This window comes from Micrococcus sp. TCR-5 (assembly GCF_052220525.1).
Taxonomy (GTDB): Bacteria; Actinomycetota; Actinomycetes; order Actinomycetales; family Micrococcaceae; genus Micrococcus; species Micrococcus luteus.
Genome location: NZ_JBQPDO010000008.1, coordinates 51363 through 63525, shown reverse-complemented (window position 1 = coordinate 63525; position 12163 = coordinate 51363). Strand labels below are relative to the sequence as shown.

Genomic DNA, 12163 nt, shown 5'->3' with positions numbered 1-12163 from the left:
CGGGAGCGCTCAGCGCTCGAGCGTCGGGTCCCCGGGATCGACGGGCGTGAGCCGACGCCGCTCGGCCATCGGCTCGGACGCGGGCAGGCCGTGGGCGGCCGGGTCCGTCTCGGCGACGTGGCTCACGGCCTCGGGCGTGTGGTCCCCGTACTGCCGGTACTCCTTCACGCACAGCACGGGCTGATCGATCTCCTGCAGCAGCTCGTCCGAGACCGATCCCATGACGAACCGGCCGAAGCCGCCGCGGCGGCGCACGCCGATGACCACGATGGACGGGTCCAGCTCCGCGGCCACGTCCTTCATCTCCTCCACCGTGGACCGGCCGCGTGCGTACTGGCGGAACTCGGCGGTCACGCCGGAGGCGTCCAACCGGGCTTGCACGCCGCGCTGCTGCTCCTCCGTGACGAGGGACTTGGTGCGGTGCTCGCCGCCGGGGCCCGCATTGACCACCACCACGCGCTCGCCGGTGGAGCGGGCGATGTCGAGGGCGGTGTCCAGAGCGGCGTCCGCGGCCTTCGAGGGGGCGTAGCCGACGAGGATGGTCATGGGGTGCCTCCGCGGGGTCGAGGGGTCGGGTCTGAGGTCAGCGTAGTGCGGGCCGGGCCCGCCGCGGAGGGGCTCAGCCCTCGCGCAGGTGGCGCAGGTGCGCGGCCACCGTCTGGACGGCCACGCGGGCCACGGTGCCGGTGAGGCCGGGGTAGATGCGCGGGGCCAGGTCCTCGGGCGTGATCGTCGCCGCCTGGCCTTCGGGCAGCTCGGCCAGGGCGGCGCGGATCTGCTCCAGGCGGCCCTCGCGGTGGTGCCGGTAGTCGCGGGCGACGACGTCCAGCGGCTCCGGCACGGGCCCGTGCGCGGGCAGCACCGTGAGCGGGCCCGCCGCCTCGAGACGGCGCAGGCTGGCCAGGTAGTCGGTGAGGGTGCCGTCCGGGTGGTCGAGCATCGTGGTGCCCGAGCCGAGGATGGTGTCGCCCGTGATGGCCGCGCCGTGCGCGCCCGCGTCCGGGACGACGAACGAGTAGGAGTCCGAGGTGTGGCCCGGGGTGGGCCACGCCAGCACCGGGGTGCCGGCGACGTCGATCCGCTCGTCCGGCGTCAGGACGGCGGCCCCGCCGCGGCACCAGTCCGGGTCCGCGGCGCGCACGGGGGCGCCCGTGGCCGCGTGGAACGCGTCCACCCCGCCGGTGTGGTCGGCGTGCCGGTGCGTCACCAGGATGAGCGCGATCCGGCGCCCCTCGGCCGCCGCGCGGACGCGCTCGAGGTGGGCGGCGACGTCGTCCTCCGGGCCCGGGTCCACCACGACGGCCGCGTCCGAGTCCGGTGCGGCGACCACGTACGTGTTGGTGCCCGCGAGGGTCATCGGGGAGGGGTTCTGGGCGGTCACGCAGCGCACCAGCGGGGCGGGCGTGGGGCCGGGTGTGGCGGTGGTCGTTGTCATAGGCTCGAGTGTATGGAGAACCAGCAGACCGGCCAGGCCGCGGACCGCGGCACCATCGACACGCGCGAGGGGCTCAAGCGCAACTACGTGCAGTCCGGGGCGGAGTTCACGCGGGACACGAACTACATCGCGGACCGGATCGTGGCGGACCCGGAGGCCGTGCGGGCCCTGCCCGTGGCCGAGCCGTCCACGGTCGGTCGCGTGGGCGGCGGGCTCACCGAGGGGGCCGAGGCGTGGCCCGTCGAGGCGGGCCGCTACCGGCTCGTGGCGGCGCGGGCGTGCCCGTGGGCGAACCGGACGATCATCGTGCGGCGCCTGCTCGGCCTGGAGGACGCGATCTCGCTGGGCACCCCGGGGCCGACCCACGACGAGCGGTCCTGGACCTTCGACCTCGACGAGGGCGGGAAGGACCCCGTGCTCGGCACCGAGCGGATCCAGGAGAACTACTTCACGCGGTTCCCCGACTACCCGCGGGGCATCACGGTGCCGGCGATCGTGGACGTGCCGACGGGCGGCGTCGTGACCAACGACTACCCGCAGATCACCCTCGACCTCTCGACGGAGTGGACCGCGTTCCACCGCGACGGCGCCCCGCAGCTGATCCCCGACGCCGGGCCGGAGCGGGACGAGATGTTCGAGGTGATCGAGCGCGTGTTCACCGAGGTGAACAACGGCGTGTACCGGTGCGGCTTCGCGGGCTCGCAGGAGGCGTACGACGCCGCGTACGAGCGGCTGTGGACCGCGATGGACTGGCTCGAGGAGCGCCTGACGACGCGCCGCTTCCTGATGGGGGAGCGGATCACCGAGGCCGACGTGCGGCTGTTCACCACGCTGGTGCGGTTCGACCCCGTGTACCACGGGCACTTCAAGTGCAACCGGAACAAGCTGACCGAGATGCCGGCGCTCTGGGGCTACGCGCGCGACCTGTTCCAGACCCCGGGCTTCGGCGACACGATCGACTTCGCGCAGATCAAGGAGCACTACTACGTGGTGCACGAGGACATCAACCCGACGCGCATCGTGCCCGCGGGCCCGGAGTTGGCGAGCTGGCTGAGCGAGCACGGGCGCGAGGCGTTCGGCGGGGACCCGTGGGGCGGCGGCACCGCACCCGGGCCCGTGCGCGAGGACGAGCGCGTGGACCCGGAGCACACGCCGCTGCGGTGAGGTCGCCCGGCCCGGCCCGCAACGCGGGTTGAGTTGTCGCGGGTCCCGGGCTGGGACACCCGCGATAACTCAACCCGCGTTGCCGAGTGGACCGGGTGAGCGTCAGAAGGGCGCGCCGGGGATTGTTGAACAATCCCCCCTCATGCCTCAAGATTGTGTGACCGGCACCTCAGCCGGGCCCGATCCGAGAGGACTGCACTGTGTCTCACGCGCCGCAGATCGACCTGAACTCCGACGTCGGCGAGTCCTTCGGCTCGTGGACGATGGGGGACGACGCCGCCATCATGCCCTCCGTCTCCTCCGCCAACGTCGCGTGCGGCTTCCACGCGGGCGATCCCTCGGGGATCGCCCAGACCTGCCGTGACGCGGTCGCCGCCGGCGTCACGATCGGCGCGCACGTGGGCTACCGCGACCTCGCCGGATTCGGCCGCCGCTTCCTGGACTGCACGCCCACCGAGCTGGCCGACGACGTCCTCTACCAGATCGGCGCCCTCGACGCGCTCGCCCGCGCGGCCGGCGGCCGGGTCCGCTACGTGAAGCCGCACGGCGCCCTCTACAACACGATCGTCCGTCACGAGGCGCACGCCCAGGCCGTCGTCGACGGCGTCAAGGCGTTCGGCTCCGACCTCCCGCTGCTGCTCCTGCCCGGCTCCGTCGCCCTGGACAAGGCGGCCGCCGCGGGGCTGCGCGGCGTCGCCGAGGCCTTCGCGGACCGCGGCTACAACCCGGACGGCACGCTCGTCTCCCGCCGCGAGCCCGGTGCGGTCCTCCACGACGAGGACGACGTCGCCACCCGCATGGTGCGCCTGGCCACCGAGGGCGTCGTCGCGGCGGTGGACGGCACGGACGTGCGCGTCGACGCCGAGAGCATCTGCCTGCACGGCGACACACCCGGCGCCGTGGCCATGGCCGCGGCCGTGCGCCGCGCGCTCGAGGGCGCGGGCGTGGCCATCAAGGCCTTCGCATGAGCGCCCCACATCACCCCGCCGCCGAGCCGCCGGCCCGCCCGATCCGCTGGGTCGGCACCCAGGGCTTCCTCGTCGAGTGCGCCTCGCTCGAGGACGTCATGGCCGTCCACGCCCACCTCACGGCCCACCCGGAGCGCGGCCAGCGCCAGGTCATGGCCGCCGCCGCGACCGTCCTGGTGACCTTCACCTCGCAGGCCGCCGCCGAGCACGCCGCACCGCGGGTCAGCACTCTCACCCCCGACGCCGGTGAGCTGACGGGGGGCCGCGTCGTCGAGATCCCCGTGGTCTACGACGGTGAGGACCTCGCCGAGGTCGGCCGGCTCACCGGGCTCGGCGTCGACGGCGTCATCCGGGCCCACAGCGAGGCCGACTGGTTCGCCGCGTTCGGCGGCTTCGCGCCGGGGTTCATGTACTGCGCCTCCGAGGCGGCCCCGTTCGAGGCGCCCCGCCGCAGCTCGCCCCGCACGGCCGTCCCCGCGGGCGCCGTCGCCGTCGCCGGGGCCTTCTCTGCCGTCTACCCGCGCACCTCGCCCGGCGGCTGGCAGCTGCTGGGGCACACCACCGCGGCCCTGTGGGACCTCGGCCGCGAGCAGCCCGCCCTGCTGCAGCCCGGCGACCGTGTCCGCTACGTCCCCGTGCGCCCGACGGCGTCCGTCACCTCCGGCACGGACGCGGCGGTCGACGCCACCCCGCCCGCCGACGCCGCGGCCGGCCTCCCGTCCGTGGCCGGCCGCCGCGGCGTCACCGTCGTGGACCCGGGGCTCCTGACCCTGGTCCAGGACCTGGGCCGCCCGGGCCTGGGCGACCTCGGCGTCGTCGCGTCTGGCGCGGCCGACCGGGACGCGGCACGCCAGGCGAACCGGCTCGTGGGCAACCGCTCCCGCGAGGCGGTGCTGGAGACCGTCCTGGGCGGCCTCACCCTCACCGCGCACGGCCACCAGGTGATGGCCCTGGCCGGCGCCGAGGCAGGCGGGACGATCACCGCGGCCGACGGCGCCACGCGCCGGGTGCCCGCCCGCACCCCGTTCGTCGTGCTGGACGGCCAGACGCTGACGGTGGACGAGCCGGTCGGCGGCCTGCGCGTGTATGTGGGCCTCCGGGGCGGGATCGACGTGCCGCCCGTGCTCGGCAGCCGCTCGACCGACACCCTGTCCGGGCTTGGCCCCGCCCCGCTGACGGCGGGGGACCGCCTCGCCCGCCGCGTCGGCCCGGATGCGAGGGGCGCCGCCGGCGCCTCCGCCGCGAGCCCGACCGCCGCCGGCACCCCCGCCCCGGAGGAGGCCGGCGTCGTGATGGTGGGGGACCCGGAGACCTCGCTGCGCCCCATGCCCGCGCCCGGCCAGGTGGCCGTGCTGCGCGTGGTCCCCGGCCCCCGCGACGACTGGTTCGGCGAGGCGGGCCTGGAGCGGCTGTTCACGCAGGACTGGGACGTGAGCCAGCAGACCGACCGGATCGGGGTGCGCCTCACGGCCCCCGACGACGGCGCACCGCTCGAGCGCGTGCGCGAAGGTGAGCTGAAGTCCGAGGGCGCCGTGCGCGGCGCGCTGCAGGTGCCGCCCTCGGGTGAGCCCGTCCTGTTCCTCTCCGACCATCCGGTCACCGGCGGCTACCCGGTGATCGGCGTCGTGGCCCGCGCGGACCTCAGCCTGGCGGCCCAGCTGCCGCCGGGCGCCCGCGTCCGCTTCGTCCCCCATCCCCGCCCCGGCGCCGAGACCGTCGTCGACTCCGCATCGCCCTCCGAGGAGACCCCCGCATGACCACCACCCCCGTCGCCCGCCCCGTCACGCGGGTGCTCATCGCCAACCGCGGCGAGATCGCCGTGCGCGTGGCCCGCGCCGCCCGCGACCACGGCATCGCCTCGATCGCCGTCTACTCGGATCCGGACGCCGACGCCCTGCACGTGGCCGTCGCGGACGAGGCCTTCCACCTGCCGGGCGCGTCCTCGGCGGACACCTACCTGAAGATCGACGCGGTCCTGGACGTCGCCCGCCGCGCCGGCGCCGACGCCGTGCACCCGGGCTACGGCTTCCTCTCCGAGAACGCCGACTTCGCGCAGGCCGTGATCGACGCCGGGATGACCTGGATCGGCCCGTCGCCGGACGCCATCCGCGCCCTCGGCGACAAGATCACCGCCCGCTCCCTCGCCCAGCAGGCGGGCGCCCCGCTCGTGCCGGGTTCGGACGGCCCCGTGCCGGACGCCGCCGCCGCGCGCGCGTTCGCCGAGGAGCACGGCCTGCCGATCGCCATCAAGGCGGCCTTCGGCGGCGGCGGCCGCGGCATCCGCGTGGTGCGCGAGCTCGGCGACGTCGAGGACGCGTTCGAGGCGACCGTCCGCGAGGCCGTCGCCGCGTTCGGCCGCGGCGAGTGCTTCGTGGAGCGCTTCCTGGACCGCCCCCGCCACGTGGAGGCCCAGGTCCTCGCCGACGAGCACGGCCACGTGGCCGTGCTCGGCACACGCGACTGCTCCCTGCAGCGCCGCAACCAGAAGCTCGTGGAGGAGGCCCCGGCGCCGTTCCTCACGGACGAGCAGCGCGAGCGCATCCACACCTCCGCCCGCGAGATCTGCCGCGCCGCCGGGTACACCGGGGCCGGCACGGTCGAGTACCTCGTGGCCCCGGACGGCCTCATCAGCTTCCTGGAGGTGAACACCCGCCTGCAGGTGGAGCATCCGGTCACCGAGGAGGTCTTCGGCGTGGACCTGGTGCGCGAGCAGTTCCGCGTCGCCGCCGGCGAGCCGCTGAGCATCCCCGAGGACCCGACGCCGCGCGGCCACGCCCTCGAGTTCCGCCTCAACGCCGAGGACCCGGCGTACGGCTTCCTGCCCGTGCCCGGCCCGATCGACGCGTTCGAGGCCCCCACCGGCCCCGGGGTCCGCATGGACTCGGGCGTCCGCACCGGCTCCGTGGTGCCGGGCGAGTACGACTCCCTGCTCGCCAAGCTCATCGTGTGGGGCGAGGACCGCGCCCAGGCCATCGCCCGCGCCCGCGACGCCCTGGCCGAGCTGCGCGTCGACGGCGTGCCCACCGTGGTGCCGTTCCACCGCGCCGTGCTCGAGCAGGACGCCTTCACCTCGGGGGACCGCCTCGGCGTCTACACCACGTGGATCGAGTCCGAGTTCGCCGAGCCGCTGGCCGAGTCCCCCTACCTGGGCGCCGAGGTGCCCGCCGGCGGCCGCACCGCCGTCACCGTCGAGCTGGACGGCCGCGCCGTGCGCCTGGGCCTGCCCGCCGATCTCTACGCGGCCCTCCTCGGAGGCGGCGGCGCGGGTGCCGCGGCCCCGGCCGGCGCTGCCGCAGGCGCCGGGAAGGCCGACGACGACGGCGCCGTGGCCTCGCCGGTCACCGGCACCCTGGCCTCGTGGAAGGTCGAGGACGGCGCCGAGGTGGCCGAGGGTGACACGGTCGCGATCGTGGAGGCGATGAAGATGGAGACGCCGATCCGTGCCCCGCGTGCGGGCCGGATCCAGCTCCTCGTGGCCGAGACCCCGGCCTCGGTGACGCGCGGCCAGGCGATCGCCCGGCTGGGGGCGTGACGGTGCCGGCGCGCGGCGGTGTCACCGGGGAAGGCCTCGCGCCCGGCGTCGGCGGCGGCGAGTCCGCCCCGGCTCCGGCTCCCGTGGCCGCGGCCGCACAGCTGCGGCAGCGGATCGCGGCGGCCGGGCTCGTGCCGGGGGAGCGACTGGGAGAGGTGGCGCTGGCCGCCGAGCTCCAGGTCAGCCGCAACAGCCTGCGCGAGGCGTTCACCATGCTGGCCTCGGAGGGCCTCGTGGAGCGACGGCCGCACCGCGGGGTGTTCGTGACGGCGCCGGGTCCGGAGGACGTGCGTGGGCTGTACCGCACGCGTCGGGTGATCCAGCTCGGCGCCCTCGAGCACGGCGAGCTCACCCCCGGCGCGGCGCGCCACCTGCGCTGTGCTCAGGACCTGCTCTCGGGCGGCCCGGACACCCCCGCGCGGGTCCTGGGCGACGCCAACCATCGCGTCCACGTCGGCATCGTGGACCTGGCCGGCGCCCCCGAGCTCACCCGCCTCATGGCGTCGGTGCAGGCCCGCGTGCGCCTGGCGTTCCACCCCATGGACGAGCAGACGCGCCTGCACATGCAGTTCGCGGACCGCAACCGGTGGATCGTGGAGCGGCTGCTGGCCGGCGACCTGCCCGCGGTGCACGCCATGTTCGGCGATTACCTGGACGAGGCGGAGCACTTCGTCCTGGCGCACCTCGCCGCCGCGGGGGACTGACCGCCTCCCCGGGCCCGGGCGGTCACGGGACCTGGAACATCCGGTCCGGCAGGTCCGTGATGAGCATGTGCCCGGGAGCGTGGGTGATGGCCAGCGGCGGGCGGGACTCCATGATCGCCGCCTGCGGCGTCACCCCGCACGCCCAGAACACGGGCAGGTGGCCCTGCGGGACCTCGACGGCGTCGCCGAAGTCCGGTGCCGCCAGGTCCGTGATCCCGAGGCCGGCCGGGTCGCCCACGTGCACGGGCGCGCCGTGCACCGCGGGGTAGCGGGAGGTGATGCGCACGGCGTCGGCCACGCGGTCGGCGGGGAGGGGGCGCATCGAGACCACGAGCGGGCCCGAGAGGCGGCCCGCCGAGGCGCAGCGCCGCGTGGTGCGGTACATCGGCACGTTCACACCGGCGTCCTGGTGGGCCATCCGCATGCCCTCGGCCACCAGGGCGGACTCGAAGGTGAACGAGCAGCCGATCACGAACGTCACGAGGTCGTCCCGCCACACGTCGAGCAGATCCGTGGGGCGGTCCGTCTCGACGCCGTCGCGGTACACCACGTACTGCGGTACGTCCGTGCGGACGTCGCCGTCCAGTGCGGGGCCGTTGACCTCGCCGGCCTCGAACACGCCGAGCAGCGGCAGGGCCTGGGGGTTGCGCTGGGCGAAGAGCAGGACGTCGTAGGCGTGGTCCTGCGGGATCGAGACGAGGTTCGCCTGCGCGTAGCCGTCGGCGATCCCCGAGGTCGGCCGCACGAGCCCCGCGCGGAAGCGCTCGCGGGCCTGCGCGGGGGTCGTGGCGCCGTCCAGCGGCGGCAGCGGTTTCGTCGTGGTCATCTCAGGCACCGGTGATCATCTCGACCATGGGGATGAACCCGCGCACCGCGATGAACACGGAGACGATCCACGCGAGCGCGCCGATCACGAGCAGCCACCCGGGGTAGCGGTAGCCGTGCAGCAGGTCGCGGCGGCGCCAGGCCACGTACAGGAGGGCGGCGAAGCCGACCGGCAGGATCATGCCGTTGAACGCGCCGGCGAACACGAGCAGCGTCTGCGGTGCCTGGCGCAGCGCCAGGTAGAGGGCGGTGCAGACCACGATGAAGGCGACCGTCAGCAGGTTGCGGGTGCGGGCGCTGGTGGTGGAGCGGGTGACGAAGCTGATCGAGGTGTACGACGCGCCGATCACGGAGGTGACGGCGGCGGCCCACAGGACGATGCCGAACATGCGCAGGCCGATGTCGCCGGCGGCGGCCTGGAAGGCGGAGGCGGCCAGGTTGTCCTTGGACAGCACCGCCCCCGAGGCGACGACGCCGAGGATCGCCAGGAACAGGAGGGCGCGCATCAGGCCGGTCACGAGGATCGAGGCCACGGAGCTGCGGGTGATGTCCTGGACGTCGTCCACGCCCTTCACTCCGGAGTCGATCATGCGGTGGGCGCCCGCGTAGGTGATGTAGCCGCCGATGGTGCCGCCCACGAGGGTGACGATCACGAAGAAGTCGACCTCCTCCGGCATCACGGACTGGCGCAGGGCCTCGCCCACGGGCGGGGCGGAGGTGATGGCCACGTACAGCATCAGCAGGATCATGACGGCGCCGAGCGCCACCACGATCCGGTCCAGGGCCACGCCGGCGCGCTTGGAGAGGAAGATCAACAGCGCGATGAGCGCGGAGACGCCGCCGCCGATCAGGGGGTCGACGCCGAGCATGGCGTTCGCGCCGAGGCCGGTGCCGGCGATGTTGCCGATGTTGAAGACCATGCCGCCGAGGAACACGAGCGCGGCGAGGACCCAGCCGAGGCCGGGCAGGACGCGGTTCGCCAGCTCCTGGGCGCGCATGCCGGAGACGCCGATGACGCGCCACACGTTCATCTGGACGGCGATGTCGATGAGGATCGAGACCAGGATGGCGAACGCGAACGCGGCGCCCATCCGGACGGTGAACGTGGCGGTCTGCGTGATGAAGCCGGGGCCGATGGCCGAGGTGGCCATGAGGAACATGGCGCCGAGCAGCGCGGTGCGCCGGGTGGCGCTCGCGGCACGGGAGTCCGTCTTCGGTGCGGTGCCCGAGGGGGTCGAGCCGTCCGGCCCGGCGTGGGGGATGTCTGCGTGGGACACGGTGGTCACCTTCGTCGAGGGCGCCGGGCGAGGTGACGGGCGTCACGAGGCGCTGGGGGAGACGGTAGCTGTTGTTGAACAATCCTGGCAACAGGAAGAGCGAGTGTCGTGGCACCCCGTCCGAAGGAACGCCTCACCTGCCTGGCGCGCCCCGCCCGGCGCCGCGACCATGGAGACATGTCGCACACGTCTGAACAGTCCTCGCCCCTGGCAGATCAGCTCCCGCCGGGCGGTCCCGACGAGCCGCACGCCACCGGCGGCGTGCATGCACGCCTCAACTGGCTCCGCGCGGGCGTGCTCGGCGCCAACGACGGCATCGTGTCCGTCGCCGCCACCGTCGTCGGTGTCGCCGGCGCGACGACGGCGCTCACCCCGATCCTGCTGGCCGGCGCCGCCGCCGTGGTCGGCGGCGCCTTCTCCATGGCGCTGGGCGAGTACGTGTCCGTCTCCTCGTCCTCCGACTCGCAGAAGTCGCTGATCGCCAAGGAGCGCCGTGAGATCGAGGAGGATCCCGAGGGCGAGCTGGAGGAGCTCGTGCGGCTCTACGAGGCGGACGGCCTGAGCCGGGCCACGGCCGAGGCCGCCGCGCGGGAGCTCACCGAGAAGGATGCGCTCGCCGCGCATCTGCGCATGGAGCTGGGCATGGCGGAGGAGGACGTCGTCAGCCCCTGGGCCGCCGCCGGAGCGTCCTTCCTCGCGTTCCTCGTGGGCGCACTGCTGCCCTTCCTGACGGTCGTCCTGGCGCCGGTGGGCCTCCGCGTCCCGTTCACGTTCGGCGTCACCCTCCTGGCCCTCGCCGTCACCGGCTGGGTCGGGGCCCGGCTCGGCGACGCGCCCGCGCTGCGGGCGGCCGTGCGCGTCGTCCTCGGCGGCGCCCTGGCGCTCGGCCTGACCTTCGCGGTGGGCTCGCTGCTGGGGGCGTCGGTCGCCTGATACACGCCGGAGGGGTGGGCCGGCCCAGCGCCCGTGGCCGCGCCGTGGCGCGCGCGGAGCGGTCCTGGAAGCCGAGGACCGTGCGCATACCACAGGCGCCCCCCGTCGAGTTGAAGCGACGCCCACGGTTCGCGTAAGATAGGACGGCGCACGCCGCGTTGTTCTCGTCGTTCCATCGGTCAGGTGACCGGGCGGACGGCGGGTCGGAAAAGCAACGCGCTCCCGCAGACCGGATCCCGGGACGCCCTCAGGGCGGACCGGGGCTCACCGTCCACACCAGCGATCCCATAAGGAACTTCGGTTGGCTCTCACCCAGCCTGGTCCACCTTTTCGAGAAGTCGCAGTAAGAGTGCGGTGTCCACACCCGGGGCGGGGCTCACAACAGGTGTCCGCGGACAGGTCCGCGGCTCGCCGCCATGCGGGTTCCGCCCGTCCTTTTACTACTACTTGCCACGAGGAGTGATCATGGCAGCTCACTGCCAGGTAACCGGGGCTGGGCCGGGATTCGGCCACAGCATCTCCCACTCGCACCGTCGCACCAAGCGCCGGTTCGACCCGAACATCCAGAAGAAGACCTACTGGGTCCCCTCCCTGCGCCGCAACGTCACGCTGACGCTGTCCGCCAAGGGCATCAAGACCATCGACGTGCGCGGGATCGACGCCGTCGTGGCGGACCTGATCGCGAAGGGAGTGAAGCTCTGACATGGCCAAGGACAAGGACGTTCGTCCGATCATCAAGCTGAAGTCCACCGCCGGCACCGGGTTCACCTACGTGACCCGCAAGAACCGCCGGAACAACCCGGACCGCATCACCCTGAAGAAGTACGACCCGGTGGTCCGCAAGCACGTCGACTTCCGAGAGGAGCGCTGAGATGGCCAAGAAGTCCAAGATCGCCAAGAACGAGCAGCGCAAGGCCATCGTGGCCCGTTACGCCGAGAAGCGTCTCGAGCTGCGCAAGACCCTCGTGGACCCGAACGCGTCGGATGAGGCCCGCGAGGCCGCCCGCCTGGGCCTGCAGAAGCTGCCCCGCGACGCCTCCCCGGTCCGCGTGCGCAACCGCGACGCCATCGACGGTCGCCCCCGCGGCACCTTCCAGCGCTTCGGCATCTCCCGCGTGCGCTTCCGCGACATGGCGCACCGTGGCGAGCTGCCCGGCGTGACCAAGTCCTCCTGGTGACCTGAGGCCCGGTCTCCGGGCGCTCGGCACCACCGCGACGGCGGCGTCCCTCCTCAGGAGGGGCGCCGCCGTCGTCGTGCCCCGGGGATGAGGGCCACCCGGGTCACGGGAAATCGCGGATTCTCGCGGTTCAGGGGGCGATTCGCC

13 protein-coding genes are annotated in these 12163 nt (G+C 74.1%); 9 read left to right on the top strand and 4 right to left on the bottom strand.

The genetic code is table 11. From position 1 onward, the window contains the following. Nucleotides 1-9: 9 nt before the first annotated feature. Both ACTSKS_RS06370 and ACTSKS_RS06365 read right to left on the bottom strand, forming a co-directional pair. Complete coding sequence (locus ACTSKS_RS06370; protein WP_002855803.1) at nt 10-546, bottom strand: universal stress protein; 537 nt, start codon at nt 544-546, stop codon at nt 10-12. A 73-nt stretch (nt 547-619) separates the two neighbouring features. Then, entirely contained in the window at nt 620-1435 is an 816-nt protein-coding gene (locus tag ACTSKS_RS06365) for an MBL fold metallo-hydrolase (RefSeq protein ID WP_095694952.1), read from the bottom strand. Between the two features lie 12 nt (nt 1436-1447). Here ACTSKS_RS06365 and ACTSKS_RS06360 point away from each other — a divergent pair, with 12 nt between their 5' ends. The 5 genes from ACTSKS_RS06360 (at nt 1448) to ACTSKS_RS06340 (ending at nt 7803) form a co-directional block, all read left to right on the top strand. Further along, entirely contained in the window at nt 1448-2599 is a 1152-nt protein-coding gene (locus ACTSKS_RS06360; RefSeq protein ID WP_317676554.1) for a glutathione S-transferase family protein, read from the top strand. Nucleotides 2600-2799: 200 nt separating this feature from the next. Continuing rightward, complete coding sequence (locus tag ACTSKS_RS06355; protein ID WP_101967505.1) at nt 2800-3567, top strand: LamB/YcsF family protein; 768 nt, start codon at nt 2800-2802, stop codon at nt 3565-3567. After that, nucleotides 3564-5324 carry a carboxyltransferase domain-containing protein gene (locus tag ACTSKS_RS06350; RefSeq protein WP_442927374.1) on the top strand — a complete coding sequence of 587 codons (1761 nt, stop codon included), beginning with the start codon at nt 3564-3566 and terminating at the stop codon, nt 5322-5324. The genes ACTSKS_RS06355 and ACTSKS_RS06350 overlap by 4 nt, the downstream gene beginning before the upstream one ends. Continuing rightward, nucleotides 5321-7099, top strand: coding sequence for an acetyl/propionyl/methylcrotonyl-CoA carboxylase subunit alpha (locus ACTSKS_RS06345; RefSeq protein ID WP_060774875.1), 1779 nt, complete (start codon nt 5321-5323; stop codon nt 7097-7099). The genes ACTSKS_RS06350 and ACTSKS_RS06345 overlap by 4 nt, the downstream gene beginning before the upstream one ends. Continuing rightward, nucleotides 7096-7803 carry a GntR family transcriptional regulator gene (locus tag ACTSKS_RS06340; protein ID WP_041104493.1) on the top strand — a complete coding sequence of 236 codons (708 nt, stop codon included), beginning with the start codon at nt 7096-7098 and terminating at the stop codon, nt 7801-7803. Before ACTSKS_RS06345 ends, ACTSKS_RS06340 begins: the two co-directional genes overlap by 4 nt. Before the next feature lie 22 nt (nt 7804-7825). On the opposite strand, the gene ACTSKS_RS06335 is transcribed toward ACTSKS_RS06340, so the two are convergent. Both ACTSKS_RS06335 and ACTSKS_RS06330 read right to left on the bottom strand, forming a co-directional pair. Next, complete coding sequence (locus ACTSKS_RS06335) at nt 7826-8638, bottom strand: putative hydro-lyase (protein ID WP_317676553.1); 813 nt, start codon at nt 8636-8638, stop codon at nt 7826-7828. Beyond that, nucleotides 8631-9914 carry an NRAMP family divalent metal transporter gene (locus ACTSKS_RS06330; protein ID WP_041104497.1) on the bottom strand — a complete coding sequence of 428 codons (1284 nt, stop codon included), beginning with the start codon at nt 9912-9914 and terminating at the stop codon, nt 8631-8633. Before ACTSKS_RS06330 ends, ACTSKS_RS06335 begins: the two co-directional genes overlap by 8 nt. A gap of 168 nt (nt 9915-10082) precedes the next feature. Between ACTSKS_RS06330 and ACTSKS_RS06325 the strand changes: the two genes are divergently transcribed. From ACTSKS_RS06325 to rpsN, 4 genes are all read left to right on the top strand, one after another. Further along, nucleotides 10083-10838, top strand: coding sequence for a VIT1/CCC1 transporter family protein (locus ACTSKS_RS06325; protein ID WP_041104498.1), 756 nt, complete (start codon nt 10083-10085; stop codon nt 10836-10838). 465 nt (nt 10839-11303) lie between these two features. Then, nucleotides 11304-11540 carry a 50S ribosomal protein L28 gene (rpmB, locus tag ACTSKS_RS06320; RefSeq protein ID WP_002858335.1) on the top strand — a complete coding sequence of 79 codons (237 nt, stop codon included), beginning with the start codon at nt 11304-11306 and terminating at the stop codon, nt 11538-11540. A 1-nt stretch (nt 11541) separates the two neighbouring features. After that, nucleotides 11542-11709, top strand: a complete 168-nt coding sequence (gene rpmG / locus ACTSKS_RS06315) for a 50S ribosomal protein L33 (protein WP_002858336.1) — start codon at nt 11542-11544, stop codon at nt 11707-11709. Nucleotide 11710: 1 nt separating this feature from the next. After that, nucleotides 11711-12016, top strand: a complete 306-nt coding sequence (gene rpsN, locus ACTSKS_RS06310) for a 30S ribosomal protein S14 (RefSeq protein ID WP_002858338.1) — start codon at nt 11711-11713, stop codon at nt 12014-12016. Nucleotides 12017-12163 lie beyond the last annotated feature (147 nt).